The organism is Roseomonas sp. TF40, from assembly GCF_057219975.1.
Genome location: NZ_JBXVVR010000004.1, coordinates 99092 through 125026 on the forward strand (window position 1 = coordinate 99092; position 25935 = coordinate 125026).

At 72.7% G+C, this 25935-nt stretch carries 33 protein-coding genes; 19 read left to right on the top strand and 14 right to left on the bottom strand.

The window, feature by feature from the left end:
- Positions 1 to 6 precede the first annotated feature (6 nt).
- The 3 genes from fliE to AC2D9U_RS13685 are packed head-to-tail and all read right to left on the bottom strand — an operon-like array spanning position 7 to position 1187.
- Complete coding sequence (fliE, locus tag AC2D9U_RS13675; RefSeq protein ID WP_484749838.1) at positions 7 to 309, bottom strand: flagellar hook-basal body complex protein FliE; 303 nt, start codon at positions 307 to 309, stop codon at positions 7 to 9.
- Positions 309 to 716: a flagellar basal body rod protein FlgC gene (flgC, locus tag AC2D9U_RS13680; protein WP_484749840.1), complete on the bottom strand. Its 408-nt coding sequence runs from the start codon at positions 714 to 716 to the stop codon at positions 309 to 311. Before flgC ends, fliE begins: the two co-directional genes overlap by 1 nt.
- Positions 717 to 743: 27 nt before the next feature.
- Complete coding sequence (locus AC2D9U_RS13685; RefSeq protein ID WP_484749841.1) at positions 744 to 1187, bottom strand: flagellar basal body rod protein FlgB; 444 nt, start codon at positions 1185 to 1187, stop codon at positions 744 to 746.
- Positions 1188 to 1294: 107 nt separating this feature from the next.
- Between AC2D9U_RS13685 and AC2D9U_RS13690 the strand changes: the two genes are divergently transcribed.
- From AC2D9U_RS13690 to AC2D9U_RS13705, 4 genes are read left to right on the top strand one after another with little or no spacing between them, the layout of a single operon-like run.
- Positions 1295 to 1543, top strand: a complete 249-nt coding sequence (locus AC2D9U_RS13690; RefSeq protein ID WP_484749843.1) for a hypothetical protein — start codon at positions 1295 to 1297, stop codon at positions 1541 to 1543.
- A 36-nt stretch (positions 1544 to 1579) separates the two neighbouring features.
- Positions 1580 to 1876 (top strand): flagellar biosynthetic protein FliO, encoded by a 297-nt coding sequence (locus AC2D9U_RS13695; RefSeq protein WP_484749844.1) that lies wholly within the window; start codon positions 1580 to 1582, stop codon positions 1874 to 1876.
- Positions 1873 to 2604: a flagellar type III secretion system pore protein FliP gene (gene fliP, locus AC2D9U_RS13700; protein WP_484749846.1), complete on the top strand. Its 732-nt coding sequence runs from the start codon at positions 1873 to 1875 to the stop codon at positions 2602 to 2604. The genes AC2D9U_RS13695 and fliP overlap by 4 nt, the downstream gene beginning before the upstream one ends.
- A gap of 49 nt (positions 2605 to 2653) precedes the next feature.
- The gene (locus tag AC2D9U_RS13705) at positions 2654 to 4078 is read left to right on the top strand and encodes a hypothetical protein (RefSeq protein WP_484749848.1); all 1425 of its coding nucleotides are present in this window, start codon (positions 2654 to 2656) and stop codon (positions 4076 to 4078) included.
- On the opposite strand, the gene speE is transcribed toward AC2D9U_RS13705, so the two are convergent.
- From speE to AC2D9U_RS13750, 9 genes are all read right to left on the bottom strand, one after another.
- Complete coding sequence (speE, locus tag AC2D9U_RS13710) at positions 4059 to 4943, bottom strand: polyamine aminopropyltransferase (RefSeq protein WP_484749850.1); 885 nt, start codon at positions 4941 to 4943, stop codon at positions 4059 to 4061. The two genes, AC2D9U_RS13705 and speE, sit on opposite strands and share 20 nt — an antisense overlap.
- A gap of 77 nt (positions 4944 to 5020) precedes the next feature.
- On the bottom strand, positions 5021 to 5473 hold the full coding sequence (speD, locus tag AC2D9U_RS13715) for an adenosylmethionine decarboxylase (RefSeq protein ID WP_484749852.1): 453 nt from the start codon (positions 5471 to 5473) through the stop codon (positions 5021 to 5023).
- A 190-nt stretch (positions 5474 to 5663) separates the two neighbouring features.
- Positions 5664 to 8546, bottom strand: a complete 2883-nt coding sequence (locus AC2D9U_RS13720) for a hypothetical protein (protein WP_484749854.1) — start codon at positions 8544 to 8546, stop codon at positions 5664 to 5666.
- Positions 8546 to 9178, bottom strand: a complete 633-nt coding sequence (locus tag AC2D9U_RS13725) for a protein phosphatase CheZ (protein ID WP_484749856.1) — start codon at positions 9176 to 9178, stop codon at positions 8546 to 8548. The genes AC2D9U_RS13720 and AC2D9U_RS13725 overlap by 1 nt, the downstream gene beginning before the upstream one ends.
- Positions 9171 to 9551, bottom strand: a complete 381-nt coding sequence (locus tag AC2D9U_RS13730) for a chemotaxis response regulator CheY (protein WP_484749858.1) — start codon at positions 9549 to 9551, stop codon at positions 9171 to 9173. The genes AC2D9U_RS13725 and AC2D9U_RS13730 overlap by 8 nt, the downstream gene beginning before the upstream one ends.
- A gap of 95 nt (positions 9552 to 9646) precedes the next feature.
- Complete coding sequence (locus tag AC2D9U_RS13735) at positions 9647 to 10261, bottom strand: MotE family protein (protein ID WP_484749860.1); 615 nt, start codon at positions 10259 to 10261, stop codon at positions 9647 to 9649.
- Positions 10262 to 10323: 62 nt separating this feature from the next.
- Positions 10324 to 10782: a DUF6468 domain-containing protein gene (locus AC2D9U_RS13740; protein WP_484749863.1), complete on the bottom strand. Its 459-nt coding sequence runs from the start codon at positions 10780 to 10782 to the stop codon at positions 10324 to 10326.
- Positions 10779 to 11852 (bottom strand): flagellar motor switch protein FliM, encoded by a 1074-nt coding sequence (gene fliM, locus AC2D9U_RS13745; protein ID WP_484749865.1) that lies wholly within the window; start codon positions 11850 to 11852, stop codon positions 10779 to 10781. The genes AC2D9U_RS13740 and fliM overlap by 4 nt, the downstream gene beginning before the upstream one ends.
- On the bottom strand, positions 11849 to 12382 hold the full coding sequence (locus AC2D9U_RS13750; protein ID WP_484749867.1) for a flagellar basal body-associated FliL family protein: 534 nt from the start codon (positions 12380 to 12382) through the stop codon (positions 11849 to 11851). The genes fliM and AC2D9U_RS13750 overlap by 4 nt, the downstream gene beginning before the upstream one ends.
- A gap of 257 nt (positions 12383 to 12639) precedes the next feature.
- Between AC2D9U_RS13750 and AC2D9U_RS13755 the strand changes: the two genes are divergently transcribed.
- From AC2D9U_RS13755 to AC2D9U_RS13775, 5 genes are all read left to right on the top strand, one after another.
- Positions 12640 to 13386 carry a flagellar hook basal-body protein gene (locus tag AC2D9U_RS13755; RefSeq protein ID WP_484749869.1) on the top strand — a complete coding sequence of 249 codons (747 nt, stop codon included), beginning with the start codon at positions 12640 to 12642 and terminating at the stop codon, positions 13384 to 13386.
- An 85-nt stretch (positions 13387 to 13471) separates the two neighbouring features.
- Positions 13472 to 14257: a flagellar basal-body rod protein FlgG gene (flgG, locus tag AC2D9U_RS13760; protein WP_484749871.1), complete on the top strand. Its 786-nt coding sequence runs from the start codon at positions 13472 to 13474 to the stop codon at positions 14255 to 14257.
- Between the two features lie 5 nt (positions 14258 to 14262).
- Entirely contained in the window at positions 14263 to 15180 is a 918-nt protein-coding gene (flgA, locus tag AC2D9U_RS13765; RefSeq protein WP_484749873.1) for a flagellar basal body P-ring formation chaperone FlgA, read from the top strand.
- A gap of 11 nt (positions 15181 to 15191) precedes the next feature.
- A complete protein-coding gene (gene flgH, locus AC2D9U_RS13770) occupies positions 15192 to 15917 on the top strand; it encodes a flagellar basal body L-ring protein FlgH (protein ID WP_484749875.1) in 726 nt (241 codons plus the stop codon).
- Between the two features lie 94 nt (positions 15918 to 16011).
- A complete protein-coding gene (locus AC2D9U_RS13775; protein WP_484749877.1) occupies positions 16012 to 16740 on the top strand; it encodes an SOS response-associated peptidase in 729 nt (242 codons plus the stop codon).
- A 59-nt stretch (positions 16741 to 16799) separates the two neighbouring features.
- Here AC2D9U_RS13775 and dksA read toward each other — a convergent pair whose 3' ends face one another.
- Complete coding sequence (gene dksA, locus AC2D9U_RS13780; protein ID WP_484749879.1) at positions 16800 to 17216, bottom strand: RNA polymerase-binding protein DksA; 417 nt, start codon at positions 17214 to 17216, stop codon at positions 16800 to 16802.
- 128 nt (positions 17217 to 17344) lie between these two features.
- On the bottom strand, positions 17345 to 17749 hold the full coding sequence (locus AC2D9U_RS13785) for a flagellar assembly protein FliX (protein ID WP_484749881.1): 405 nt from the start codon (positions 17747 to 17749) through the stop codon (positions 17345 to 17347).
- Positions 17750 to 17961: 212 nt separating this feature from the next.
- On the opposite strand from AC2D9U_RS13785, the gene AC2D9U_RS13790 reads away from it, so the two are divergent.
- From AC2D9U_RS13790 to otnC, 10 genes are all read left to right on the top strand, one after another.
- On the top strand, positions 17962 to 19035 hold the full coding sequence (locus tag AC2D9U_RS13790) for a flagellar basal body P-ring protein FlgI (RefSeq protein ID WP_484749883.1): 1074 nt from the start codon (positions 17962 to 17964) through the stop codon (positions 19033 to 19035).
- A gap of 2 nt (positions 19036 to 19037) precedes the next feature.
- A complete protein-coding gene (locus AC2D9U_RS13795; protein WP_484749885.1) occupies positions 19038 to 19331 on the top strand; it encodes a rod-binding protein in 294 nt (97 codons plus the stop codon).
- The gene (locus AC2D9U_RS13800; protein WP_484749887.1) at positions 19328 to 19723 is read left to right on the top strand and encodes a hypothetical protein; all 396 of its coding nucleotides are present in this window, start codon (positions 19328 to 19330) and stop codon (positions 19721 to 19723) included. Before AC2D9U_RS13795 ends, AC2D9U_RS13800 begins: the two co-directional genes overlap by 4 nt.
- Before the next feature lie 52 nt (positions 19724 to 19775).
- A complete protein-coding gene (locus tag AC2D9U_RS13805) occupies positions 19776 to 20552 on the top strand; it encodes a RibD family protein (protein ID WP_484749889.1) in 777 nt (258 codons plus the stop codon).
- Positions 20553 to 20572: 20 nt separating this feature from the next.
- Positions 20573 to 21526: a zinc-dependent alcohol dehydrogenase gene (locus AC2D9U_RS13810; protein ID WP_484750302.1), complete on the top strand. Its 954-nt coding sequence runs from the start codon at positions 20573 to 20575 to the stop codon at positions 21524 to 21526.
- Between the two features lie 20 nt (positions 21527 to 21546).
- Positions 21547 to 21945, top strand: a complete 399-nt coding sequence (locus AC2D9U_RS13815) for a 6-pyruvoyl trahydropterin synthase family protein (protein WP_484749891.1) — start codon at positions 21547 to 21549, stop codon at positions 21943 to 21945.
- Between the two features lie 2 nt (positions 21946 to 21947).
- Entirely contained in the window at positions 21948 to 22991 is a 1044-nt protein-coding gene (locus tag AC2D9U_RS13820; protein WP_484749893.1) for a glycosyltransferase family 4 protein, read from the top strand.
- Positions 22988 to 23872 carry a class I SAM-dependent methyltransferase gene (locus AC2D9U_RS13825; protein ID WP_484749894.1) on the top strand — a complete coding sequence of 295 codons (885 nt, stop codon included), beginning with the start codon at positions 22988 to 22990 and terminating at the stop codon, positions 23870 to 23872. The genes AC2D9U_RS13820 and AC2D9U_RS13825 overlap by 4 nt, the downstream gene beginning before the upstream one ends.
- 162 nt (positions 23873 to 24034) lie before the next feature.
- Positions 24035 to 25294, top strand: a complete 1260-nt coding sequence (gene otnK, locus AC2D9U_RS13830; protein ID WP_484749898.1) for a 3-oxo-tetronate kinase — start codon at positions 24035 to 24037, stop codon at positions 25292 to 25294.
- The gene (gene otnC / locus AC2D9U_RS13835; protein ID WP_484749899.1) at positions 25287 to 25925 is read left to right on the top strand and encodes a 3-oxo-tetronate 4-phosphate decarboxylase; all 639 of its coding nucleotides are present in this window, start codon (positions 25287 to 25289) and stop codon (positions 25923 to 25925) included. Before otnK ends, otnC begins: the two co-directional genes overlap by 8 nt.
- Positions 25926 to 25935: the final 10 nt, after the last annotated feature.

Here is a 25935-nt window from a genome sequence, read left to right on the forward strand (position 1 = left end):
CGCGCCTCAGATCGGCATGCGCATCACGTCCTGATAGGCGGCCACCACCCGGTCGCGCAGCGAGACAGCGGTCTGCAGCGCGAGTTCGGCGCGCGAGATGGCGAGAACCGCCTCCGTCACGCCCCCCTGCCCGGTCAGCGCCTGGGTCGAGGCGGCTTCGGCGGTGCGGCTGATCTCGATGCCGGCCTCCATGGCGCGGGCGACGAGCCCGCCGAAGCCGGCCTGCTCCGTCGCCGCGCCCGGGCGTGCACCGCCGATCGCGGCATAGGCCGCCGCAGCCCCCGCCGCCCCGACGCCGCCCATCGCCATCAGCGCAGCGCCTCGATGGCGCGGGTCAGCATGCCGCGCGTGGTCTCGAGCACCGAGAGGTTGGCGCTGTAGCTGCGCTGCGCCTCGCGCATGTCCATCACCTCGACCAGGCTGTCCACGTTGGGCGTCTTGACGTAGCCGCGCGCATCGGCGGCCGGGTGGCTGGGCTCATAGCGCGTCGGGAAGTCGCCCGGCGCGGTGCCGATGCGGCTGACGGTGACGGATTCCACCCCCATCGCGCGGTCGAGCCGATTGGCGAAGCTCACCGTGCGCCTGCGATAGGGGTCCGCCCCCGGCGCCTCACCCGTGCTGTCGCGGTTGGCGAGGTTCTCCGCCACCACGCGCAGCCGCGTCGATTGCGCCACCATGCCGGCGGCCGAGATGCGCAGGGCACGATCGAGATCCATGGCCAGCCTCCTTCAACACATGCGCGCTCAGCCACCGCGGCCGAGCGTCAGGCGGAACATCCCGGTGAAGCTGCGATGCACGGCCATGGCGAGCGCATGCGCGGTGTCGGTCTCGGCGATGCGCACCGCTTCCCGGTCCAGGGAGACGGCATTGCCATCCGGCGCGGCCTCGGCCACGGCACGATCGGGCTGCGAGCCCGCCTGCGAGGGGCGCGAGGGCGCGAGATGCCCCGGCTGGGTGCGCGCCAGCGTGGGGCCGAGCTGCCCGGCCAGATGCTGGCGGAAGCTCACGACATCGCGCGGCCGATAGCCTGGCGTGTCGGCATGCGCGACATTCTGCGCCAGCACCGATTGCCGCCGGTCCAGCCAGCCGAGCCGGCGCTCGGCCAGCGCGACGAGGCTACCCTGGGGAGCGCCCGGGGGTGCGCCCTGGGGTGCGGCGGCGCCAATCCTGTTGCGGGGGATGTCCATGCCTCCACCCTGCCGCGCCAAGGTGAACAAAGCGTTGCCGCGCGCCCCGGGGCGGATCCGTCGCGCCGCAAGGACTCTGTTAACCCCGGCTGGGCAATACCTGCCGCATGCCCGATCCCCGCCATGCCGAGGCCGTGCGCGCCGCCATCGACCAGATGGGCGGCACGGTCGCGATCGCCCGCGCCCTGGTGGAGGGCGGGCGCGACGTGGACCTCGAAGGGCTCGACCAGGACGCCAAGGCGCTCTGCGCCGCCGTGATGATGCTCGAGCGCGCGGAGGCCCGCAGCCTGCGCCCGGCGCTGGAGGCGCTGCTGCGGCAGGTCGATGCGCTGGCGGCGGAAGTCGCACGGGCCTGATGTCTTCCCTCACCGCCTCTCCAGGATGGAGCGCGCATGCAGGAACTGGCGGGCTGGACGCCCACATGGCTCACCGCGGTCGCCGCGCTGGCGGGCGTGATCGGCGCGCTGGTGCTGGTCGCCCGCGGCGCGCGCGCGGCGGGGCTGGGCCTGCGCACCGGCAAGCGGCTGGCGATGCAGGAGGTGCTGGCGCTGGATGGCCGGCGGCGGCTGGTGCTGCTGCGCTGCGACGGGCGTGAATTGCTGCTGCTGACCGGCGGCGCGCAGGATGTGGTGGTGGGCTGGCTCGGCGAAGCCCCGCCGGCGCCTGAGGCCCGGGTGGTCCGGCCATGAGGTGCGCGCTGTGGCTGCTCGCGCTGCTGGCGCTGCCAGGGGCGGCCCTGGCGCAGAGCCTGAGCCTCGATCTCGGCGGCGCGGCCGGGCCGGCGGGCACCACCTCGCGCCTCGTGCAGCTCACCGCGCTGGTGGGCCTGCTCTCGCTCGCGCCCTCGCTGCTGGTGATGATGACGGCCTTCGGGCGCATCGTCATCGTGCTGGCGCTGCTGCGCAGCGCCATCGGCGCGCCCGCCATCCCGCCCAACCCGGTGCTGATCGGCCTTGCGCTGTTCCTCACGCTCTTCGTCATGGAACCGGTGCTGATGGCGAGCTGGGAGATGGGCGTGCGCCCCATGGCCGAGGGCCGGATCGGCGAGATGGAGGGCCTGGCCGCCGCGGCCGAGCCCTTCCGCAAGTTCATGGCCGCCCAGGTGCGCGATTCCGACCTCGCCCTCTTCCTGGACCTCGGCGGGCTGCCCGCCGCCCCGGCCGAGCAGGCGCCCTGGCGTGCGCTGACGCCGGCCTTCATGGTCAGCGAGCTGCGCCGCGCCTTCGAGATCGGCTTCCTGATCTTCCTGCCCTTCCTGATCATCGACCTGGTGGCGGCGAGCCTGCTGATGTCGCTGGGCATGATGATGCTGCCGCCCACCGTGGTGGCGCTGCCCTTCAAGCTGGCCTTCTTCGTGCTGGTGGATGGCTGGCGGCTGGTCGCGGGCTCGCTGGTGCAGGGCTTCGCCGTGAGCTGACCGCCCGCGCGCGCAATCGTGACGCGAAAAACCCGCCAACCACTCTACCGTGATCGCGCAACGGGCGCGGGCGGGCATCATGTGGCGGGCAATGATCGGCGGGCTGATCTGGGTGCTGTTGGCCCTGCCCGCCTGGGCGCAGGCGCCGCCCGAACTCCCGGCCTGCACCTTCGAGGACAACAGCGCCCTCGATGCCCCGGCGCTGCTCGCGCGCAGCTTCGACAGCCGCGGCCAGGCCGGCGCCACACCGCGCCTGCTCACGCTCAGCATCGACCCCCAGGCGCGGCTGTCGGCCAATTCCGTGCATCTGCTGCTGGCGCCGGGTGAGCGCGACACCATCGAATGGGCGAAGATGCGCCTGCTGGGCGCGGCCCGCACGGTCGAGCATGTGACGCGCGAGGACGGCACGCGCGGCTCCGCCCATGCGCCGATCTTCGCGCGGCTGCACGGCCATGCGGGCGGCGTGGCGCGCATCGAGCTCGATCTGCCGCAGCGCCCGGGGCTGCGCTTCGCGGAGCTCTGGCATGGCGTCGTCGCCGTGTGCAACGGCGCGGACAACCGCATCATCGCCTATGGCGCGATCGATGTGCGGGTGCATTCGCGCCTGTGGTCGAGCGTGCTCTCAGGCGGGCTGCTGATCGGCGTCTATGTCATGCTCGCCGCGGTGGCGCTGCGCATCAACGCCCGCCGGCTGGATGCCGCCGCCGCCACCCGCGCCGCGACCCTCGAGGAGGGCCAGGCCCCGCCCGGGCCGGCCTGGCGCTGGCGCCAGGCGCTGAACCCGCTCTTCATCACGCAGGACGCGGCCGGAATCGGCAGTCTCTCCCGCCTGCAATTGCTGGTCTTCACCCTCGCCGTCGTCTTCGTCTACGCCTATGTCCTGGCGCGCACCGGAGAACTCGCGGCACTCTCACCCGATGTGCTGGCGCTGCTCGGCATCACGGTGCTGGGCTCGGGCCTGTCGCGGCTGGTGGGGGATGCGGGCTCGGTCAGCCCCGCCAACCGATCCTGGCTCAAGGCGCGGGGCTTGCTTGTGCATCGCGCGGATCGCCTGCCCAGCCTCGCCGATCTTGTCTGCGCGGATGGCGAGCTGGAGATAGCGCGCGTGCAGGCGATCATCTTCTCTTCCATCACCGTCGTCGCGCTGCTCATCAAGGGCCCGCGCGACCTGGGCGGCTTCGAGATCTCGGCCGAGACGCTCTACCTGCTCGGCCTGAGCCAGGCCGCCTTCGTCGCCGGCAAGGCGATCCCGGCCGAGGGCGTGCGCCGGCTGAATGCCGAGATCGCCGCGATGCGCACGGCCGAGCGCGACTGGCACGACGCGCAGCAGCAGCCGCCGGGCAGCCTCGGCGCCGAGGCACTGGCGCGCGCGCGCTCCACCTGGAACGGCGCGCTCGCGGCGGCCGAGGACACGCTGGTCGATGTCTTTGGCGCGACGCTGAACCGCGCCCGGCTCAGCGCGCTGCGGGCGTGAGCCGCGGCAGGTGCCGCGCGATGTAGGGCGGCAGGGTGAAGGCGCCGACATGGATCTCGGGCGACCAGTAGCGCGTCGTGTCCAGCACGCCGGCGACATCGGCGCGGCGGCGGATCTCCTCCACCCCCACCTGCCGGCAGGCGGCGTCCTTGGCCGCCCAGCCCAGCGTCATGAAGCCGCCAACATAGGTCGGCACGGCGGCGACATAGGCGAAGACGTCGGGGAAGGACTTCGCGCGGCGCAGCGAGGTCTCACGCAGCTCGTCGGCCTGCATGAAGGGCACGCCGCACTGGTTCACCACCAGGCCGCGCGCCGTCAGCAGCCGGGCGCAGTTGGCGTAGAACTCATCGGTGAACAGCACCTCGCCCACGCCGATCGGATCGGTGCTGTCCACGATCACGACATCGAAGCTGCCCTCTTCCGCCTGGCGGACATAGTCGATGCCATCGCCCACGATCACCTCGGCGCGCGGGTCGGTCCAGGCATCGGCCCCGATGCCGGGCAGGTGTTCCTTGGCGAGGCGGATGACCTCGCCATCGATCTCCACCATCACCGCCTTCTCGACCGTGCGGTGCTGCAGCACGCGCTTCAGCACGCCGCCATCGCCCGCGCCGATGATCAGCACGCGCCGCGCCTCGCCATGCGCCAGCAGCGGCACATGGGCCAGCATCTCCTGATAGACGAACTCATCCGCCTCGGTGATCTGCACCACGCCGTCGAGCAGCATGACGCGGCCATGGGTGTGGCTCTCGAAGACCAGGATGTCCTGGAAGTCGGACTTCACATGCGCGAGTTCGCGCTTCACCAGGAAGCGCTGGCCCCACTCGGCATAGAGGGTTTCGTTCACCCAGGCGTCGGTCGTCATGGCGGTTCCTTGAAGGCGTAAAAAAGGGGCGGACCCTGCGGCCCGCCCCCTACAATGTTCGGCGCGCGCCGGAAAGCTCAGCCGATCAGGCCGCGCTTGTGTTCGGCAAGCTGCACGCGCTCGGCCTGGAAGCCCTTCTTGAGCGCCGGCAGCGCCTTGTAGGGATCGCATTCGCCGCAGACGAAGATGTCCAGCGCCGCATAGTCGCGCTCGGGCCAGGTGTGGATGGAGACATGGCTCTCGGCCAGCACCAGCACACCCGACACGCCGCCATTGGGCGAAAAGTGGTGGAAATGCCCGTGCAGGATCGTCGCGCCAGTGGCGAGCGCGCCTTCCCGCAGCACGGCATCGATATGGTCGGGGTCGTCGAGATTCGTCGCCCCCCACAGATCGATGATCAGGTGGGTGCCCGCATAGCGGACGCCGTTCCGGTGGATGAAGTAATCCTTCGTGTCCGCCGAGCGGTTCTCATCATTCTGGGCGTCGCTCGGCATATCCGAGACCATCCCCAGTTGGACGAGAGCTTCCATGGTCAGGGCTCCTTCCAGCCAGCAGATGACCGGGTTGATCGAACATCGATCGGGTCAACGGGGGCGGCGTATGGGGCATGGGGGGCAAGGGCGCAAGCGAAATCGGACCCCTTTTGCCGCAAAAAACGCATGTCACCCCCCGGGGGGGTCCGGCAAAGCCGCGCGTCCCCCCCCGGGGGGGTCCGGAACTTCACCTTGCGATGGGCGCTCCCGCCCGCAAGGACTCCAGACGCTCGGGCAAGGCGCGGGCGAGTTCCAGCTCCTGGCGCAGGCGCGGCAGGTCGCTCACCTGCTCGATCCCCGCCCCGGTGATGAGCGCGAAGGCCTCATGCAGCGGGCCGTCGGCCATGCGCCCGGCCTCGGAGTCGCGCAGCAGCGCGAGGCCCGATTCCTGCCCGGCCAGCGCGAGCAGCGCCGCGGTGCGCACCACGAGGCGGCGCTCCGGCTCCTGCAGGGCAGCGGGCGGGGCAGGCAGGCGCGCGGCCAGCAATTCCTGCATCGCGCCCGCCGCCCCGGCCCAATCCTGCCGTTCGGCCAGGGCCTCGGCGAGTTCGGGCAGGCCGGCGACCCCGGCCTCCCGATAGCGCGCGGCGGCGGCCTCGTGCTGGCCCAAGCGGCTCAGCGCCCGCGCATCCACCAGCGTGCGTTCCAGATCAAGCGCCGGCGGCAGGCCGGGCACGGCGGTCTCGGCCAGCGCCTCGCGCGCCCTGGCGCCATCGCCGGCACCGAGCGCGAGATTGGCCAGCCGCAGGCCGATCCGCGCCCGCGCCTCATCCCCCGCCGCGCGGCCCAGCGCCTGGCGCAGCACGAATTGCGCCCGCTCCACCAGATCGAGCGCGGCCAGGCGATCCGCCAGCGCGGCAAGCGCCGATTCGCTGGCCGCGCCGGCCGGCAGCAGTGCGCGATGCGCATCGAACAGGGTCACCGCCGCGATCGGCGCTTCCCGCGCCAGCGCGCCGAGCAATGCCTCGGCCTGCAAGGGGCGGAGCTGCGGCGCGAGTTCCGGGAACAGCGCCTCCGCCTCCCGCAGCTGGTCGAAGGCGCCGCGCGGGTCCTCGGCCTGCAGGCGCAGCGCGGCGACGCGCAGCCGGGCCTCGCTCTCCAGCGCATCGCCGCGCCAGGCGGCGAGCGTCGCCTCCACGGCGGCCGCGGCCCCGGCAGCGTCCAGCCGCCCGGTGGCGAGGCGCAGCTCGGCCGCGCGGCGCAGCGCGATGGCCCGCGCGCGCCGGTCGCGCCCCTGGGCGACGGCGGCATAGGCGGCCAGGGCCGGCTCCACCGCACCCTGGGCTTCCTGCAGCCGCGCGCGCGCCAGGGCGAGGCTCGGCGCCTCCTCGGGCCGGGCGCCGAGCAGCCTTGCGGCGGCGGCCACCTCCCCGCCTTCGAGCAGGGCCTCCGCGGCCGGGGCGATCAGCCGGTCGCGCAACGGCTCGGGATAGGCCAGCAGCAGCGGCAGGCCGGCGGCGATGGCGGCGGCGGCGGCGGTACGGTCGCCCCCCTCGCGCACCGCATCATGCAGGCCCCGCCAGAGCAGGGCTTCGTCCGAATGGGGCAGGCCGGGCATGGCGAGGCCCTGCGCCTCCGCCACGCGGCCGGCGACCAGGGCAGCGGCGCCGTGCAACGCCTGGGCGCGGGGTTGCTCGGCCAGGCGAGGATCCTCCCGCATCGCCAGCGCCGCCATGGATTGCGCTTCCTGCGGCAGGCCCAGCGCCAGCAGCGCCTCGGCGGTGCGCAGCCGGGGCTGGCCGCGCCCGAGCGGCGGGGCGGCGGCGACGGCCATGGTCGCGTTGCGCAGGCGTTCCGAAAGCGCGGCGATGCTCTCCGCCGGCAGGTCGAAATGGCGCGACATGGCCGCCGCATCCACCGCCACCGGCCCCGCCGCATCGCCGAGCGCGAGCGCCGCGCCCGGCGCGGCCTCCAGCAGGAAGCGATCCTCGGCGATGCGCAGGCGCAGCGTGTCGGCGCGCGGCAGGATGGCGACGCCGAGGCGCGTCGGCAGGATCTCGAGCGTCGCGCTGCGCCGACCCATCGGCGTGGCGGCCCCGCCTTCGCGCTGGGTGCCAACCAGCAACACGCCGCCCGTCTCGGGGTCGAGCACCGCCAGGGTGCTGGCCGGCGCGGCACTGCGCAGGACCAGGCGCATCGGCGGGCCGGGCTCGACCTCTGGCAGGATGGAGCGCAGCGCGGCGGGCGGATTCGGCGCCTCCAGCAGCCAGGCAGGCCCGTCGCGGCGCAGGGAGGGCGCAGCGAAGGCGGCGGCGGGCAGGCGGAGCGTCGTGGCCGTGGCCCCGCGCGAGAGCTCGACCTGCCCCAGCACAGGGTGCTGCGCGATGGGCGCGAGATCGAGCGGCAACGGCGCATCGAGCACCAACAGCCAGGCATCGCCGCGCCGGAACAGGGCGGCGCCGGTCTCGGCCGGGGCCGGAATGGCGAGCCCCCCGCCGGGCAGGGATCGCACCAGCACCGGGCGCGGCGCTGGGCGCGGCACGGCGGGGGCGCCAGCGACCGGCGCGGCGGCGGGTGGGGCTGGCACAGGCGGGGCCGCGCCGGGCGGTGGCAGTGCGGCGGTCTCGACCGGGACCAGAGGCGCGGCCTGTACCGGCAAGGCCGGGCCGGGTGGCGCGGCGGGGCGTGGCACGGTGGCGTTGCGCGGTGCGGGTGCGGGCGTGGGCGGGGGTCGGGGTTCGGCACGGGCCGGCGCAGCACGCGCAGCGGGTGGCGTGGCAGCGGTGGCGGGCTGGGGGTCGGCCACATCCAGCACGATGCGGTTGCCCAGGCGATAGACCCGCGGCCGCGCGGCAGCGGCGATGGTGATTTCCGCGCTTTCGCCCGTGGCGCGCAGTGCGGTGACGTTGCGGGGCATGCGGCTGGGCATGGTCTCGAAGGCACCCGGGGCGGCGAAGCGCAGCGTCACCCGCCCTTCGGCCTGTTCCACGCGAAAGCCGACATCGCGTGGCCAGTCGAACACGACCCGCCCGAAGCCGGGATGGTCACCGACACGCACGCCCACCCTTTCCTGCGCCAGCGCCGGCACGGAGATCAGCGACAGGCAGAGCGGGAGTGCGAGGCGTCGCATCAGTCGAAATCCGCCAGCAGGCGATCGATGTCGGCCTGGCTGACGCCGGCACCGGGCAGTTGCGGTCCCTCCGCAAGGCGGCGGCCCTCGGTCACGGGCTGCGCGGGCTCGGCCTCGGGCGGGGGCGGGCCATCATTGGCGAAGCGGGCCGTCACGGCGGCGACGCGCGCCTCGATCGCCTTGAGCGCCTGCACCACCTTGCCGATGCGCTGGCCGGTGATGTCCTGGAAGCTGCAGGCCTCGTAGATGCGCGTCACCGCCTCGCCGAGCCTCTGCGCCTCCTCGCCACCCACCTTCGCGGCCACGCCTTCCAGCACCTCGCAGCAATCGAGGATCTCGTTGGTCGCCTGGGCGGTGTGGCCGACGATCGCGTCGAGTTCATCCGTGGCACTCGGGATGTGGCTCTCGGTGATGTCATCGACGCGCAGCGAGGCGATCTCCTGCTTCGCTCGCGCCACGGTGCGGCCGAGCCCTTCAAGCTCGGCCAGCAGCGCGGCCTCTGTGGCGCTGAGATCGCCCGCCATGCTGTCCAGCACGGCGCGCACGGCGGCCTGGATGCGCGCATCCTCGGCCGCCGCGGCGGGGTCGAGGACCGGGGTGACCGCGGGAGGACCGGTGAGACCGTCAGGCATGCACCATCACCTTCTCGATCTTCTCGCGCAGCGTCTCGGCGTTGAACGGCTTGACGATGTAGTTCGACACGCCCGCCTGCTTGGCCGCGACCACGTTCTCGGTCTTGCTCTCGGCGGTGATCATGATGAAGGGCGTGGATTTCAGCCGCGCATCGGCCCGCACCTCCTTCAGCAGGTCGAGCCCCGTCATCGGCGCCATGTTCCAGTCGCTGATCACCAGGCCGAAATTGCCCGCGCGCAGCTTGGCCAGCGCTTCCTGCCCATCCGTCGCTTCCTCGACATTCTCGATGTCGAGCTGCTTGAGCAGGTTGCGGATGATCCGCAGCATGGTCTTGTAGTCATCCACGATCAGAACGTTCGTGCTCTTGTCCATCGGCCTTCAGCCCCTGTCGCCATTGCGCCCGCCATCCTGGCCTGCCTCATCGCGGCGCCGGCCGTCCTGGCCGTGCCGTAGCCCCTGTGGCCGCATCAGCGGCTTGCCACCCGTTCGGCCCGCAGCCGCGCGAGCTCGGCGGTCAGTGATCGCGCGCGCTCGGGCTTCATCGCGCCGATGACGGGCGAGGCCTTGGCCTCGCGCATCCGGTCCACGATGCTGACCAGCACGGGCATGTCGAGTTCGTCGAAGATCGTCGCGGCATCGCGCGGGCGCATGCTTTCATAGAGCCGCACGAGGCCGCGCAGGCCCGCCTCCTCCCGCGCCGCGCGGTCCCTCTCCAGCGCCTCGAGCCGCTGCTGCAGCGCGGTGAGTTCGGCCACGCGCTGGCCGAGCCGTCGCTCGGCGGCGCTCACCACCTGCTCGCGCGCTGCGGCGGATTGCTCGCGTGCCTCGATCTCGGCGCGGCGGGCGCGCAGCGCTTCCAGCACCGCGCGCTCGGCCTGAGCCTCCGCGCTGGGTGCGGCGGGCGCGGGGGCCGGGGCGGCGGCGGGGGTGGCGGCGGGGGCGGGGGTGGGCGCGGGGCCTGGCGCTCCCTGGGCCTGGGCAGCCGCGACCACCGCCGCCGGCCTGCCCCCCTGCCCGCCCCCGATCGCGCCCGAGACCAGGCGCTCGACCTTCGTCACCGCAAGCAGCGCGGCAAGGCCCATCAAGGCCGGCAAGAGGCGCAGCCGGCGTGGCCATCTGGCCCAAGGCAGGGCGCGCCGGGGCATCAACGCTCACCCCGCAGCGCACGGAGCAAGTCGCGCTCGGCCTCGCTGCGCAGCGCCGCCGCCGGGCGGGGCGTGGGGGCTGCGGGCGGCGCATCGACGGCCAGGGGGCGGCTCGCGCGCACCAGGGCGTCCAGCCGGTCCGCCAGCGTCTCGGCCCGTTCGGTGAGGAAGCGCAGATCCTCGCGCAGCGGCTCGGCCACCGCCACGCGCTCGGCCACGCTGCGGCCGGCCTGCTCGGCGGTGGCGCGCAGCCGGGTGAGCGCGGCCTCCGCCGTCTCGCTGGCCTGCACCACCTGCTGCGCGCCGCGCTCCAGCGCCGCGCCCTCCTGGCGCAGGGCGGCGATCTGGCGTTCGAGCCGCCAGGCGAAGGGGATGGCCAGGGCGAGCAACAGCAGCAGCGCCCCCTGCGCCGCCCACTCCAGCAGACCCATGGCGTTCTCGCTCAGCAGCGGGCTCATGGCGTGGCTTCCGCATGGGCGCGGTTGCGAAGCATGTCCTGCTCGATCCGCACGGCCAGTCGGTTCTCCCGCCGGCCGAGTTGCGCTTCGAAAAGGTTCACCTCACCGCAGCGCAGCTTCACCGGCGCGCCGGCGGGCGAGGAGAGCAGGATGCGATCGCCCACATTCAGTCGCAGCACCTGGGAGAGCGACATCATCTGTTCATCCAGCACAACCTCGAGCGCCACGTCGGTCTGGCGCAGTTCCTCCGCGAGGTGGGTTTCCCAGATGCTGTCGCGGCCGAAGCGCTCGCCCATGAATTGCTGCAGCAGCAATTCACGCACGGGCTCGAGCGTGGCGTAGGGCAGCAGCACCTCGATCTTGCCGCCGCGGTCCTCCATGTCGATGCGCATGCGCGCCAGCACGGCGGCGTTCGACAGGCGCGAGACGGCGGCGAAGCGCGGGTTCACCTCCAGCCGGTCGAAGCGGAACTCGACGGGGCAGAGCGGCTCGAAGGCGGCGCGCAGGTCCGACAGCACCACGGCGATCAGGCGCTCGACCAGCGTGCGCTCGATGGTGGTGTAGGGCCGGCCCTCGATGCGCATCGCCGCGGTGCCGCGCCGCCCGCCCAGCAGCACGTCCACGATGGAGTAGATCAGCGAGCTGTCCACCACGATCAGCCCGTAATTGTCCCATTGCTCGGCCTTGAAGACCGCGAGCATGGCGGGCAGCGGGATGGAGTTCAGGTAGTCGCCGAAGCGCAGCGAGGTCATGGCGTCGATCGACACCTCCACATTGTCGGAGGTGAAGTTGCGCAGCGTGGTGGACATCAGCCGCACGAGCCGGTCGAAGACGATCTCGAGCATCGGCAGGCGTTCATACTGCACGAGCCCGGCGGAGATGATGCGCTCGATCCCGGTCTCGGCGCGGTCGCGTGCCGGGCCGCTCTCGAAGCCCAGCAGGCTGTCGATCTCGGCCTGGTTGAGCACGCGCGCCGCATCCACCGGGGGCGCGCCGGCCGGCGCCGCGGCCTCCTCCTCCAGCGAGGCGCCCCAGGCGGCGGCGAGGTCCTCTTCCTCCGAGCCGCTCATTGCACGAGCATCTCCAGGAAGAGCACGTCGGTGACGCGCGCCGGCGCGACGGCGACCGAGGCGCGCGCGATCAACTCCTCCCGCAGGCGATGCGTGCCCGCACTTCCACGCAGTTCCTCGGGCCGCACCTCCCGCAGATAGGTCTGGAACAGGTCGAGCAGCCGCGGCATGGCGGCCTGCACCGCGGGCTCATCCGCAGCGCGGCTGATCTCGAGCTTGGCGCGCAGCCGCACGAAGCTCGCGCGCCGGCCGGGCGCGTTCAGGTTGGAGACGATCTCGGGCAGTTCGACGAAGGCGGGCGGGCTGCGCGGCGGTGGCGCGGGCTCGGCCGCCTCGGCGGTCTGCTCGGCGGGCGGCGGGTTCATGCCGAGCAGGCCGGGCAGGATGCCGGTGAACCAAAGCCCGGCGCCACCACCACCCAGCAGCAGCACGGGCAGCAGGATGAGCAGCAGCTTCTTCTTGCCGCCGCCCTTCTTCGCTGCGTCGCCCTGCGCCTCCGCTGGTGCTTCCGCCTTGGCTGCCGCCGCCATGACCCTGTCCGCGTCCTTCTGCCGCCGGCCCCCACAACCGGGCGCCAGGGGCGAAGATGCGCCGGCAGGGCTTAAGGAAGGATTGCACCGGCGGCGGGGGACAAGGCCCGGCGCCCGCGCCGGCCGGCGGTGACTGCCGCACCCCGGCAGGGCTTGCCGCCCGCCCCGGCAAGGCGCGCCGCCTGGCCGCCCCGGGGGCTGGCATGGGGCTTGCGCTGGGCATCACGGCCCCCTTCGGCCGCTTGGAGCAGACTGGCATGGACAGCCCCGGCTACATCGTTCTCTCACGGCTGATCGCGCAGAGCCGCGCCACCGCCGTCACCGCGAACAACGTCGCCAATGCCGACACCCCCGGCTTCCGCGCCGCGCGCCCGGTCTTCGGCGCGGTGCTGGAGCGCCAGATGGGGGTCGAGGCCCCGCGCGGCGGGCGCGAGCTCGCCTTCAGCCAGGACCGCGCGACCTTCCGCGATGCCACGCCCGGCTCGCTGGCCACCACCGGCAATCCGCTCGACCTCGCGCTGTCCACGCCGGAGGGCTATTTCGCCGTCGAGACGCCGCGCGGCGAGCGCTACACCCGCGCCGGGCGCTTCTCCCTCGATGCCGAGGGGCGCGTGGTGGACCCCGACGGCCATGCGCTGCTCGGCACCGATGGCCGCCCGCTGCGCATCGCCCCGGGCGAGAGCCGGATCGAGGTGCAGGGCGATGGCACGCTGCGCACCGAAAGCGGGCCCACCGGCACGGTGCGGGTGGTGCGCTTCCCCAACATCCAGTCCCTGACCGGCGAGGGCGACCGGCTCTTCGCCGCCCCCGACACCATGCCGGCCGAGCCTGTCGCCAATCCCGGCCTGGTGCAGGGCGCGGTCGAGGGCAGCAATGTGCGCCCCGTCATCGAGCTGACGCGCATGACCGAGGAGATGCGCCAGTTCCAGTTCGTGGCCCAGATGGCCGAGCGCGAGGGCGAACGGTTGGGCAGCGCTGTCGAGCGCATCCTGAAGCGGCGCTGAGCGGAGGGATAGGACATGCGCAGCCTGCACATCGCCGGCGAGATCATGAGTTTTGTGCCGGCGACGGCGAAGGGAGGCCCTGACCATGCGTAGCCTGCACATCGCCGGCACGGGCATGATGGCCCAGCAGACCAACGTCGAGGTCATCTCCAACAACATCGCGAATATGAGCACGACGGGCTACAAGCGCCGCCGCGCCGAATTCCAGGACCTGATCTACCAGAATCTCCGCCGCGTCGGCTCGCAGAGCGCCGATACCGGCTCGGTCCTGCCCTCCGGCGCGCAGGTGGGCCTCGGCGTGAAGACCGGCGCGGTCTATCGCATCTCCGAACAGGGCAGCCTCTCGCAGACGGAGAACCGTTTCGATCTCGCGATCCGCGGCAATGGCTATTTCCAGATCACCCTGCCCTCGGGCGAGACCGCCTATACGCGCGACGGCACCTTCGCGCTGAGCCCCGAGGGGCAGCTGGTGACCGCCGATGGCTATGTGGTGCAGCCGGGCATCACCATCCCCGCCGCCGCGCGCGACGTGACCATCAACGCCACCGGCGAGGTGCTGGCCAAGCTCGACGGGCAGGTGGAGCCGCAGAATGTCGGCCAGATCCAGCTCGCCATCTTCGCCAACGAGACGGGGCTGGAGGCGATCGGCGACAATCTGCTGCTCGCCACCCCCGGCTCGGGCGCGGCCCAGGCCGCCGCCCCCGGCTCGCCCGGCTATGGCCAGGTGCTGCAGGGCTTCGTCGAGACCTCGAACGTGAACGTGGTGACCGAGATCACCAACCTCATCACCGCGCAGCGCGCCTATGAGATGAACAGCCGCGTGATCTCGGCGAGCGACGAGATGCTCTCCACCCTCTCGCGGCTGCGGTGAGCGCGATGCGCTGGCTCTTGTTGCTGCTGCTGGCAGCGCCGGTGCAGGCGCAGGACCTGCCCGGCATCCGCCCCTTCGTCACGGTGGAGGAGCCCATGGTGCGGCTCTCCGACCTCTTCGAGGGCGCGGGCCCGCGCGGATCCACCGTGCTCGGCCCCGCCCCCGCGCCCGGCCAAAGGATGGTCATCGAGGCCGCGCAACTCGCCGCCATCGCGCGCCAGCAGGGCATCGCCTGGCGCCCCGTGGGGGGGGCCGAGCGCGTGGTGCTGGAACGCCCCGGCCGGCCCGTGGCGCGGGAGGAGGTGATGGCCGCGCTCCGCGCCGCGCTGCGCCAGCAGGGGATGGAGGGCGATGCGGAGCTTGAACTCACCAGCTTCGCCCCGCCGCTGGTGCCCCTCGCCGCGCTGGTGCAGGTGGCGATCGAGCAGGCGAGCCTGGAGCCCCAGGCCAGCCGCTTCGCCGCCACCCTCGCCATCACGGCCGAAGGCATGCCCACGGCGCGGATGCGCGTGGCGGGGCGCGTGGTGGCGACCCTGCCGATGCTCGTCGCCGCGCGCCGGATGCAGGCGGGCGATGTGGTGCGGGAAGGCGATGTGCGCGTCATCCGCGTGCCAGCCGCGCGGCTGCGCCCCGGCGTGGCGGATCGTCCGGAGCAGGTGGTGGGCCTCGCCCTGCGCCGCCCCGCCGCGGCCGAGCAGCCGCTGCTGGTGGCCGACATCCAGCAGCCGGTCGTGGTCGATCGCGGCGGCACGGTCACGATGCTCTACGACATGCCCGGCCTGACGCTGACCGCGCAGGGCCGCGCGATGGAATCCGGCGCACGCGGCGCGGTGGTGCCGGTGATGAACACCGCGAGCCGCGTGGTGGTCGAGGCGCAGGTGATCGGCCCGGGCCGCGTGCGCGTCGCGGCCGCGCCGCGATGAGGAGACAGACCATGCGCCTGCCTGCCCTGCTGCTGCTGCCCGCGCTGCTCGGCGCTTGCGAGCGGCTGTCCGAACTGGGCCGCCCGCCGCAACTGGCCGCGATCGAGAACCCGACCGCCGATCCCGCCTGGCGGCCGGTCTCCATGCCCATGCCTGCACCGCAGGAACCCGCGGCGCATGGGAACAGCCTTTGGCGCGGCGGCAGCCGCACCTTCCTGCGCGACCAGCGCGCGGCCTCGGTGGGGGACCTCGTCACCGTCCTGGTCAGCATCCAGGACACGGCGCAGCTGCAGAACACGACGGAGCGCGAGCGCACGGGCAGTGACGCGCTGGGCCTGCCGCGGCTGCTGGGGCTCGATGCCTCCTGGCTGCGGATCTTCCCCAACACGCTCGATCCCTCGCGGATGGTGGAGACCTCCGGCTCGCAGAACAGCCTTGGCTCGGGCACGACGCGGCGCAATGAGACGATCACGCTGCGCGTCGCGGGCACGGTGACGCAGGTGCTGCCGAACGGGAACCTGGTGGTGGCGGGCCGGCAGCAGGTGCGGGTGAATGCCGAGCTACGGGACCTTCAGGTCAGCGGCATCATCCGCCCGCAGGACATCGCCTCCGACAACACGGTGCGGCACGACCGGCTGGCGGAGGCGCGCATCGCCTATGGCGGGCGCGGCACGATCAGCGACCTGCAGCAGCCGCGCGTGGGACAGCAATTGCTCGACATCGTGCTGCCCTTCTGAGGGCAGCGCGCCGGGGGGGTCTACGGGGGGGTATCCCCCCCGTTCCGCCATGCAGGTAGGGTTGGTGTCGCGGCTACCTGCATGGCGGACCAAGATGTGCGGACGATACTTCCTGCAACGCGACCCGGCGCGGCTGGCGAGCTATTTCGAGGCGGTGAACCCCACGCCGAACCGGCCGCCCTCCTGGAACATCGCCGTCACGCAGGACTCCCTGGTGCTGCGCCGCCACCCGGAATCAGGCGATCGGCACCTCGATTCCCTGCGCTGGGGCCTGGTGCCGCGCTGGGCCGCGGACACCAAGGACGCCGCGAAGCTCATGAACGCCCGCGCCGAGGGCCTGGCCGAGAAGCCGAGCTTCCGCGACGCCTTCGCCAAGCGCCGCTGCATCGTGCCGATGGATGGCTTCTATGAGTGGCGCAAGGCCGAGGATGGCAGCAAGCAGGCCTATGCCGTGGCGCTGGACAGCGGCGAGCCGATGGCCGTCGCAGGGCTGTGGGAGGGCTGGAAGCAGCCTGACGGGCTCTGGCTGAAGACCTTCACCGTCATCACCACCGAGGCGAATGAGAAGCAGGCGCTGGTGCATCACCGCATGCCGGTGATCCTGCCGCCCGAGGTCTGGGACGCCTGGCTCGGCGCCGAGCCCGCGACACCGGACGAATTGCTGGAGTTGCTGCTGCCCTGCCCGGCCGAGGAATTGCGCATCTGGCCGGTGGACAACCGTGTCGGCAAGGTCGCCGAGAATGACGCGAAGCTGCTGCGCCGCGACAAGCAGGCCGCGCCGCCGCCCGAGCTGGATGACCCGCCACCCGGTTGGGTGACCTGAAGGATCTGCCGGGGCGCGCCCGCCGATGCGCCCCGGCCGAAGCCGTCAGTCAGACATCCTCAATCGTCGCGGTGCACGCGCTCCATCCGCTCGTGGCGCTCCTGCGCCTCGATCGAGAGGGTCGCGATGGGCCGCGCCTCAAGCCGGCGCAACCCGATGGGCTCGCCCGTCTCCTCGCAATAGCCGTAGGTGCCGTTCTCGATACGCTCCAAGGCCTGGTCGATCTTGGAGATCAGCTTGCGCGCCCGGTCACGGGTCCGAAGCTCGAGGGCGCGGTCGGTCTCGACACTCGCCCGGTCCGTCAGATCCGCTTCCACGATGCCGCCCTGGCCCATGGAGGAGAGCGTCTCGCCCGCCTCCCGCACCAGATCGCCGCGCCACCGCAGGAGCTTCTGCCGGAAATACGCTGTTTGTAATGGATTCATGAACTCTTCGTCGCTGGTCGGACGATAGTCCGGCGGCAAAGTCACGAGCATGGCACACTTCCCCAACCCCCACCGGCCAAAGCCCGGCGCCCGGCTGGCGGAAGCGGCCGGACCATAGTGGCGCCCCCCCGGCCACCGCAAGGGGTCCTTTCACCCAAGCGCCTGATCTGCGGCACTTTTCATACCGCCGACGCAGAACGACGCCGGGCCAGTTCGATGCGCGCGCGCAGCGCCACTTCCTGAAGGATCGAGGCCAGTGCGGGATCCGCGCCTTCGGCCTCGGCCTCCGCCAGGGCCTGCAGCCGGGTGAGCCGCGCCGGGTCGGCCGCCCCGCCGAGCATCTCCATCTGCAGCCCCGTCAGCTCCCGCAGCGCGGCCGAGGCACGCCGGCGGGCCCGCGACTCGGCCGGCTCGGGCGCCATGGTTTCCTGCAGCGCCAGCAGCCCGCTGAGGCCGGCGGCCAGGGCCGGCCCGCTGACCGAGGCCGCAGCACTCTCCTCCTCCGGCAGGGCGAAGCCGCGCCCCCGCTTCACCGCACGCGGGCCGGCGATGCTGCCCGCCGACACCGGCCTGACCGGGCCCATCCGCAACCTCCTCCATCGCTTCCTGCCGGGCGCCCCGGCCAGGCCTGCCGCCCCCCGGCAGGATCTGCCGCCGCGGCCGCCCGCGGCGCTGGCACGCGCCTTGCGATGCCCAGGCCACGGACCGCCAAACCAGGATGGCCGGCGGAACGGAGGAGAGCGTGGCGACAAAACATTGCCCGAGGATGAGCGTGGCGCGGTTGTTGATCGCCGCGATGCTGCTCATCCTCCTCGCGCCCCCTGCCCTGTCGCAGGTGCGGATCAAGGACATCGCGGACCTCGAGGGGGTGCGCGACAACCAGCTCGTCGGCTACGGCCTGGTGGTCGGGCTGAACGGCACGGGCGACCGGCTGCGCAGCGCCGTCTTCACCCGCCAGTCGCTGATCGGCGTGCTGGAGCGCCTTGGCGTGAACACGCGCGACCAGGAACGCCAGCTCGATACGCGCAACGTCGCCGCCGTGGTGGTGACGGCGAACCTGCCCCCCTTCTCGCGCGCCGGCAGCCGGATCGACATCACCGTCTCCACGCTGGGCGACGCCACCAACCTCACCGGCGGCACGCTGCTGGTCACCCCGCTGCTCGGCGCGGATGGGGAGGTCTATGCGGTCGCGCAGGGCGCGGTGGTGACCGGCGCGGTCTCCGCCCGCGGCGCGGCGGGGTCCGTCACGCGCGGCGTGCCGACGGCCGGGCGCATCGCCAATGGCGCGACGGTGGAGCGCGAGGTCGCCTTCCGCTTCGCCGCCACCGAGACGCTGCGCCTGGCGCTGCGCAACCCGGACCTGACCACCGCGCGGCGCATCGCCGCCGTGATCAATCGCGCCGCGGGCGGCGCTGTCGCCACCGCGACGGATCCGCGCACCGTCTCGCTCCGCCTCGCGGGGCGTGAGCCGGTGGGCTTCCTCGCCGATATCGAGCAGCTGCGCGTCACCCCCGACCAGGTGGCGCGGGTGGTGGTGGAGGAAGCCTCGGGCACCATCGTGATGGGCGCCAATGTGCGCGTCTCCACGGTCGCCATCGCGCAGGGCAACCTCACCATCCGCGTCACCGAGACGCCGCAGGTCTCCCAGCCCAATGCGCTGGCGGGCGGCGAGACGGTGGTGGTGCCACGCACCAACATCCAGGTGGATGACCAGAATGAGCGGCGCCTCGGCGTGCTGCGCGGCGGGGTCACGCTCGATGAGCTGGTGCGCGGGCTGAACAGCCTGGGCGTGGGCCCGCGCGACCTCATCACGATCCTGCAGACCATCAAGGCAGCCGGGGCGCTGCAAGCCGAGCTGGAGGTGCGCTGACCATGCAGATACCCGCGATCAACCCCCTGGTGCAGCCGCGCGGCGATGCTGCCGCGCGCCGCACCGCCCAGGATTTCGAGGCGCAGGCGCTGGGCGCGCTGCTCGCGCCGATGTTCGAGGGGCTGGACACCAGGGGCCCCTTCACCGGCGGCAGCGGCGAGGCGCAGTGGCGCCCGATGCTGGTGGACGCCATCGCCCGCGACATTGCCCGCGGCCCCGGACTCGGCATCGCCGATGCCGTGCTGCGTGAGATCAACCGGCTGCGCGAAGCCACCCAAGGAGACAATGCCGCATGATGAAGCCCCTTCTGCTCGCCGGCCAGCGCCTGGCCGAGGCGCTGCGCGCCGAGAATGAGGCGCTGGCACGGCTCGACCTCAACCAGGCGGCCGCGCTCTCCACCGGCAAGCGCCAGGCTTCGGATGCCTTCGCCGCCGCCTTCGACGCCGCGCAGCGCACCGGAGCCAAGGCCGAGGGGCCGGAGCGCGCGACGGCGGAGGAGATCTCCGGCCGGCTGCGCGAACTCAGCGCCGAGAACCGCCGCCTGCTGGAACGCGCCATCGACCTCCAGTCGCGCGTGATCGAGACCATCGCCGGCGCGGCGAAGGCGCCCGGCCCTGGCACCTATGGCGAACGCGGCGACCGGCGCGCGGCGCGCACCAACCCGCTCTCGCTCTCCTCGCGCGCCTGAACCGCGCCTCGCTGTTGCGGGGTGACCGGGGGTTGGGCATAGCTGGCGGCGCATGGATGATGTCGCCGAAGATCCGAGCTGGGCCGCGCTGCTCGCCGCGCGCGTCGGCGGGCCCGTGCCCGCGGGCGCGCTGGGCGATCTCTTCGCGCCCCTCTTCATGCCACCGCGCGCGGCCGATGGCTGCGTGGTGGTGGGGCGGCTGGCGCAAACGCTGGACGGGCGCATCGCCACGCGCAGCGGCTCGAGCCAATGGATCGGTGGCCAGGGCGACCTGCTGCACACGCACCGGCTGCGCGCGCTGTGCGACGTGGTGCTGGTGGGCGCGGGCACGGTCGCGCATGACGATCCGCGCCTGACCACGCGGCTCGTCACCGGGCCGAACCCGCTGCGCGTGGTGCTTGACCCCGGGCGGCGTCTGGGCGCGCAGCATCGTGTCTTCACCGATGCCAGCGTGCCCACACTGCTGGTCACGGCGGTGCCGGGGCCGGCGACGCAGGGCCATGCGGAGGTGCTGCATCTGCCGCGGGAGTCGGGTGGGATCGACCTGCTGGCGCTGCTGCGCGCCCTGGCGGCGCGGGGCCTCACGCGCATTTTCGTCGAGGGCGGCGGGCGCACCGTGTCGGATTTCCTCGCCGCCGGCTGCCTGGACCGGCTGCACCTGACCGTGGCGCCGGTGATCCTGGGCTCGGGCATCCCGGCCTTCACCCTGCCCGAGGCGGCGCGCATCGATCAGGGGCTGCGCTTCCACTGGGCGGCGCATCCGCTGGGCGAGGACATGCTGTTCGACGTGGCGCTGGATCGGGCGCGGCCGGGGGTCTGTTCCGCATGAAGGCGCAAGGGTTGTGGACCGTGGCCCCGGGCCTCGCCGAGTTGCGCGCGCACGACCTGCGCGACCCCGGCCCGGAGGAGGTGCTGGTCGAGACCCGCGCCAGCGGCATCTCGCGCGGCACGGAGCGCCTGGTCTTCGAAGGCCGCGTGCCCGAGAGCCAATGGGCGGCGATGCGCGCGCCGCTGCAATATGGCGACTTTCCCGGCCCGCTTTCCTACGGCTATGCGGCGGTCGGCGTGGTGCGCGCGGGGGCCGCGCCTCTGCTGGGCAAGCGCGTCTTCGTGCTGCACCCGCATCATGACCGCTTCATCGCCCCGGCGGCGATGTGCACGCCCGTGCCCGACGCCGTGCCGGATCGCCGCGCCGTGCTCGCCGCCAACATGGAGACGGCGGTGAATGTGATGTGGGATGCCCGGCCCCTGGTGGGGGAGCGCGCGCTGGTGATCGGCGCCGGCGTGGTCGGGCTGCTCGTGGCGTATCTGCTGGCGCGGATCCCGGGGATCGACCTGCATGTCTGCGACCCGGATGCGACGCGCGGCGACTTGGTGCGCGCGTTCGGCGCGCGCTTCTGCGCGCCGGATGAGGCGCCGGGCGAGCGCGACCTGATCATCCACGCCTCCGCCAACCCGGCCGGGCTTCGGCTTGCGCTCAACTGCGCGGGCTTCGAGGGCCGCATCGTCGAAGCCAGCTGGTTTGGGGCCAAGGAGTGCGCGCTGCCGCTGGGCGAGGCCTTCCATTCCAAGCGGCTCGCGCTGATCTCGACCCAGGTGGGGCATATCGCGCCTTCCATGCGCGGGCGGCGCGTCTATGCGGATCGGCTCGCGCTTGCACTTTCGCTGCTCGCCGATCCGGCGCTCGATGCGCTGCTGGGCCCCGACACCATCTTCGCGAAGCTGCCGCAATCCATGGGCAGCCTGCTGTCGCCCCCCCCGGGCGCGGCGCAGCCGCTCTGCCCCGTCGTCACATACATATAGAGAGTGAGAGCACACCCCGCATGTTCAGCCTGACCGTCGTCGACCACATCATGATCGCGCACAGCTTCCGCGGCGCCGAATTCGGCCCCGCGCAGCGGCTGCACGGCGCGACCTTCATCGTGGAGGCCGAGTTCCGCGCCCCGCAGCTCGACCACCTGCACCTGCTGGTCGATATCGGCCTGGCGAAGGATCACCTGCGCGCCATCCTCGCCCCGCTCGACTACCGCAACCTCGACAATGAGGAGGTCTTCGCGGGCAAGAACACCACCACCGAATATCTCTGCCTGCACATCCACGGCCTGCTGGCCAAGGCCTGCCGCGAGGGCGTGCTGGGCGAGGGCGGCAAGGCGGTGACGGGCCTCAAGATCCTGCTGCGCGAGAGCCACATCGCCTGGGCGGCCTTCGAGGGGCCCGTCTGAGCTTGCTGATCCACTTCCTCGTCCCCGCGCCGTTCGACACGATCTCGGGCGGCTATGGCTATGACCGGCGCCTGGTCGCGGGGATGCGCGCGCTGGGGCATGAGGTGCAGGTGGTGGAGCTCGCCGGGCGCCACCCGCTGCCCGACGCCACCGCGCTGGCCGCCGCGCGCGCCGCGCTCGAGGCCGTGCCGGCGGGGGCACGCCTCGTCATCGACGGGCTCGGCCTGCCCGCCTTCGCGCCGCTGGTCGAGACGCTTGCGGCGCGCGGCGCGATCGGGCTGATCCATCACCCGACCGCGCTCGAGCACGGCAATCCGGGTGAGGTGCGCGACGCGCTGCGTGCCGCCGAGCAGGCGATCTTCCCGCGCCTCGCGCGGCTCATCGCCACCAGCCCGCTGACCGCGCGGCGGCTCGAACCCGAATTCGGCGCCGATCCGGCACGCATCGGCGTGGTCGAGCCGGGCACGGACCCCGCCCCGCGCAGCGCGGGCTCGGGCGGTCCCGGCTGCGCGATCCTGAGCATCGGCACGCTGGTGCCGCGCAAGGGGCATGACGTGCTGCTGCGCGCGCTCGGCACCCTGCCCGACCTGGACTGGAGCCTCACCATCGTCGGCCCGCCGCGCGACCCGGTGCATGCCGAGGGTCTGCTCGCCCTGGTCGAGCAACTGGGCCTGTGCGCGCGCGTGACCTTCGCGGGCGAGATGGTGGATGGCGCGCTGGAGGCGCTCTGGACGCAGGCGGATCTCTTCGCCCTGGCCACGCATTGGGAGGGCTATGGCATGGCCGCGGCCGAGGCGCTGGCGCGCGGCGTGCCGGTGGCGATCACCGCCGGCGGCGCCATCGCGGAGGTCGTGCCGGTGGGCGCGGGCGTGATCTCGCCGCCCGGCGACGTGGTCTCGCTGGGCAAGGCGCTGCGCCGGGCGATCTTCGATACCGAGTTGCGCGCCGAGATGGCCGAGGCCGCCTGGCAGGCCGGGCAGCGCCTGCCGCGCTGGGAGGACCGCGCCGAGAGCTTCCTGCGCGAGATCGAGAAGGCATCCGCATGACCGAGCAGTTCGAGGGCGATTGGCTGGATCTGCGCGAGCCCTTCGACGCCGCGGCACGGGATGTGCGCCTGCCGCTGCTGCTCGCCGGGCAATTGCCGGCGCGGCCGCGCATCCTCGATCTCGGCGCGGGCACGGGCTCGCTGCTGCGCTGGCTCGGCCATTTCATCGGCCGCGCCCAGGCCTGGACGCTGGTGGATGCGGATGCCGCGCTGATCGACCGCGCCTTCGGCACCATCGCCGAGCGCGCCGTCGAGAATGGCTGGGCCGCCACCTGGCCGAACCGGCGCACGCTGCTGGCCCATGCCCCGGGCGGGGCCTGGCGGGTGGAGGGGCTGGTCGCCGATCTGCGCGAGGCCCCGGACAATCTGCCGCTCGGGCAGGTCGATGCCGTGGTGAACACCGCGCTCTGCGACCTCGTCTCCGCCGATTGGGTTTTCCGAATTGCCGCGGCCTGCGCCGCGCATGGGCTGCCCTTCTATGCCGCGCTGAACGTGACGGGGCGTGAGCGCTTCATGCCCGCGCATCCGGCCGATGCGCTGGTGGCGCGCGGCTTCGCCCGCGACCAGCTGCGCGACAAGGGGTTCGGCGGCATGGCGCTGGGCGCGAAGGCGCCGGGCGTGATCGAAGCGGCCTTCCTCGCCCATGGCTACACGGTGCATCGCGCGCCGAGCGACTGGGTGATCTCCCGCCGTGATCCCGAAATGGCGGTCGCCCTGGCCGATGGCCATGCCCGCGCGGCCATGGCGCAGGAACGGCGCGGGCGCGCCAAGATCCTCAACTGGGCGGTGGACCGCCGCGCCCAGGCCGGCCTGCAGCGCCTCTCCGTGCGCGTCGGCCATCAGGATGTCCTCTGTCTCCCGCCTCTTTCTGGCGTGCGTTGATGCAGGCGCATCAACGCCCCTCAGACGCGTCGTGCCAAGGGCACGCCTCTGGCATGACGCGCCGCGCATCCACGCGGCTTGGCTTCGCGGCATCAGCCGCGGGCCGCATTCGCGGCCTCGGTCGGCGTGAAGAACGCCGACCGCCCATGAAGGATTGATCCCATGCCCCTGCTGCTCGGCTGCATCGCCGACGACTTCACCGGCGCTACCGACCTCGCCTCCATGCTCGTGCGCAACGGCATGCGCACCGTGCAGGTGATCGGCGTGCCGACCGGTCCGCTGCCAGAGGCGGACGCCATCGTCATCGCGCTGAAGTCGCGCACCATCCCGGTGGCCGAAGCGCGCGCGCAATCGCTGGCGGCGGCCGAGGCGCTGCTGGCGGCGGGCGCGAAGCAGCTCTTCTTCAAATACTGCTCGACCTTCGACAGCACCGATGAGGGCAATATCGGCCCCGTCGCGGATGCGCTGCTGAAGCGGCTCGGCGCGGGCTTCGCGCTGGCCTGCCCCGCCTTCCCGGCCAATGCGCGCAGCATCTACCAGGGCCACCTCTTCGTCGGCGGCAACCTGCTGAACGAGAGCGGGATGGAGAACCACCCGCTGACGCCGATGAAGGACGCTAATCTCGTGCGCGTGCTGGGCCGCCAGACCGAGGGCGCGGTCGGCCTCGTGCCCTTCGCCGTGGTCGCGCAGGGCGCGAACGCCATCCGCGATGCGATGACGCGCCTGGCCGAGGGCGGGCGGCGCTATGCCATCGTCGATGCGGTGACGGATGCGCATCTGATGGAGATCGGCGCCGCCGCCGCGCAGCACCCGCTGATCACGGGCGGCTCGGGCGTCGCCATGGGCCTGCCGGAGAATTTCCGCCGTGCCGGGCTGCTGCCCGAACGCGCCGATGCCGCCAGCCTGCCGCCAGTGCAGGGGATGTGCGCCGTGGTGGCGGGCAGCTGCTCGCGCGCCACGCTGGGCCAGATCGGTTTTGCCCGGGATCATGCCCCGGTATTGGAACTGGATGCACTCGCCACCCCCGATGCCGCCGCGCTGACCGCGCAGGCACTCGAATGGGCCGGCGACAAGCTCGCCGCCACCCGCCCCATCGTGATCGCGGGCAGCGGCACGCCGGAGAAGGTGGCGGCGCTGCAGGCGAAGCTCGGGCGCGATGCGGCCGGCGCGCTGGTGGAAGAGGCGATGGCCAGCATCGCCGCGGGCCTCGTCGCGCGCGGCGTGGGGCGGCTGGTGGTGGCGGGCGGCGAGACCTCGGGCGCGGTCGTCTCGCGGCTCGGCGTCGCCTCCTTGCGCATCGGGGCCGAGATCGACCCCGGCGTGCCCTGGACCTATGCCGATCCGCAAGGGCTGCACCTCGCGCTGAAGTCCGGCAATTTCGGCGCGCGCGACTTCTTCCTGAAGGCCTTCGCCGATGCATGAGGCGCAGGCGCGCGAGCAGCTCGCGCAATTGGGCGCCTCGCTGTTCGACCGCGGCTATTCGGTGGGCTCGGCCGGCAACATCAGCGTGCGCCTCGCCGATGGCTACCTGATGACACCGACCAATTCCTGTCTCGGCCGGCTCGATCCCGCGCGGATCAGCAAGCTCGGCCCGGATTGGTCGCATCTGTCGGGCGACAAGCCCTCGAAGGAGGTCTTCCTGCATCGCGCGGTGCTTACGGCACGGCCCGAGGCAGGCGCTGTGGTGCATCTGCACTCGACCTACGCCACCGCCATCTCCTGCCTTGCGGAAGAGGGCGGGGAGGCGCAGATCCCGCCGCTCACGCCCTATTTCGTCATGCGCATCGGCCGGCGCCTGCCCTGCGTGCCCTATTACCGGCCCGGCGATGCGGCGATGGAACCCGCCGTGCACGCGGCGGCGCGTGAAGCGCGCGCGCTGCTGCTCGCCAACCACGGCCCGGTGGTGAGCGGGGCGAGCCTGACGGATGCCGTCTATGCCGCCGAGGAGCTGGAGGAAGCCGCGCGCCTCGCGCTGCTGCTGCGCGGCGTGCCCGGCGTGCGCGCGCTGGATGCGGCGCGGGTGGATGATCTGCTCAAGACCTTTGCCGCATGAGTTGAGGGGG

Bases quoted from the DNA above. Each gene is read 5' to 3' on its own strand.
- fliE (WP_484749838.1), bottom strand. From the start codon at position 309: ATGGCGATGGGCGGCGTCGGGGCGGCGGGGGCTGCGGCGGCCTATGCC.
- flgC (WP_484749840.1), bottom strand. From the start codon at position 716: ATGGATCTCGATCGTGCCCTGCGCATCTCGGCCGCCGGCATGGTGGCG.
- AC2D9U_RS13685 (WP_484749841.1), bottom strand. From the start codon at position 1,187: ATGGACATCCCCCGCAACAGGATTGGCGCCGCCGCACCCCAGGGCGCA.
- AC2D9U_RS13690 (WP_484749843.1), top strand. From the start codon at position 1,295: ATGCCCGATCCCCGCCATGCCGAGGCCGTGCGCGCCGCCATCGACCAG.
- AC2D9U_RS13695 (WP_484749844.1), top strand. From the start codon at position 1,580: ATGCAGGAACTGGCGGGCTGGACGCCCACATGGCTCACCGCGGTCGCC.
- fliP (WP_484749846.1), top strand. From the start codon at position 1,873: ATGAGGTGCGCGCTGTGGCTGCTCGCGCTGCTGGCGCTGCCAGGGGCG.
- speE (WP_484749850.1), bottom strand. From the start codon at position 4,943: ATGACGACCGACGCCTGGGTGAACGAAACCCTCTATGCCGAGTGGGGC.
- speD (WP_484749852.1), bottom strand. From the start codon at position 5,473: ATGGAAGCTCTCGTCCAACTGGGGATGGTCTCGGATATGCCGAGCGAC.
- AC2D9U_RS13720 (WP_484749854.1), bottom strand. From the start codon at position 8,546: ATGCGACGCCTCGCACTCCCGCTCTGCCTGTCGCTGATCTCCGTGCCG.
- AC2D9U_RS13725 (WP_484749856.1), bottom strand. From the start codon at position 9,178: ATGCCTGACGGTCTCACCGGTCCTCCCGCGGTCACCCCGGTCCTCGAC.
- AC2D9U_RS13730 (WP_484749858.1), bottom strand. From the start codon at position 9,551: ATGGACAAGAGCACGAACGTTCTGATCGTGGATGACTACAAGACCATG.
- AC2D9U_RS13735 (WP_484749860.1), bottom strand. From the start codon at position 10,261: ATGGGCCTTGCCGCGCTGCTTGCGGTGACGAAGGTCGAGCGCCTGGTC.
- AC2D9U_RS13740 (WP_484749863.1), bottom strand. From the start codon at position 10,782: ATGAGCCCGCTGCTGAGCGAGAACGCCATGGGTCTGCTGGAGTGGGCG.
- fliM (WP_484749865.1), bottom strand. From the start codon at position 11,852: ATGAGCGGCTCGGAGGAAGAGGACCTCGCCGCCGCCTGGGGCGCCTCG.
- AC2D9U_RS13750 (WP_484749867.1), bottom strand. From the start codon at position 12,382: ATGGCGGCGGCAGCCAAGGCGGAAGCACCAGCGGAGGCGCAGGGCGAC.
- AC2D9U_RS13755 (WP_484749869.1), top strand. From the start codon at position 12,640: ATGGACAGCCCCGGCTACATCGTTCTCTCACGGCTGATCGCGCAGAGC.
- flgG (WP_484749871.1), top strand. From the start codon at position 13,472: ATGCGTAGCCTGCACATCGCCGGCACGGGCATGATGGCCCAGCAGACC.
- flgA (WP_484749873.1), top strand. From the start codon at position 14,263: ATGCGCTGGCTCTTGTTGCTGCTGCTGGCAGCGCCGGTGCAGGCGCAG.
- flgH (WP_484749875.1), top strand. From the start codon at position 15,192: ATGCGCCTGCCTGCCCTGCTGCTGCTGCCCGCGCTGCTCGGCGCTTGC.
- AC2D9U_RS13775 (WP_484749877.1), top strand. From the start codon at position 16,012: ATGTGCGGACGATACTTCCTGCAACGCGACCCGGCGCGGCTGGCGAGC.
- dksA (WP_484749879.1), bottom strand. From the start codon at position 17,216: ATGCTCGTGACTTTGCCGCCGGACTATCGTCCGACCAGCGACGAAGAG.
- AC2D9U_RS13785 (WP_484749881.1), bottom strand. From the start codon at position 17,749: ATGGGCCCGGTCAGGCCGGTGTCGGCGGGCAGCATCGCCGGCCCGCGT.
- AC2D9U_RS13790 (WP_484749883.1), top strand. From the start codon at position 17,962: ATGCTGCTCATCCTCCTCGCGCCCCCTGCCCTGTCGCAGGTGCGGATC.
- AC2D9U_RS13795 (WP_484749885.1), top strand. From the start codon at position 19,038: ATGCAGATACCCGCGATCAACCCCCTGGTGCAGCCGCGCGGCGATGCT.
- AC2D9U_RS13800 (WP_484749887.1), top strand. From the start codon at position 19,328: ATGATGAAGCCCCTTCTGCTCGCCGGCCAGCGCCTGGCCGAGGCGCTG.
- AC2D9U_RS13805 (WP_484749889.1), top strand. From the start codon at position 19,776: ATGGATGATGTCGCCGAAGATCCGAGCTGGGCCGCGCTGCTCGCCGCG.
- AC2D9U_RS13815 (WP_484749891.1), top strand. From the start codon at position 21,547: ATGTTCAGCCTGACCGTCGTCGACCACATCATGATCGCGCACAGCTTC.
- AC2D9U_RS13825 (WP_484749894.1), top strand. From the start codon at position 22,988: ATGACCGAGCAGTTCGAGGGCGATTGGCTGGATCTGCGCGAGCCCTTC.
- otnK (WP_484749898.1), top strand. From the start codon at position 24,035: ATGCCCCTGCTGCTCGGCTGCATCGCCGACGACTTCACCGGCGCTACC.
- otnC (WP_484749899.1), top strand. From the start codon at position 25,287: ATGCATGAGGCGCAGGCGCGCGAGCAGCTCGCGCAATTGGGCGCCTCG.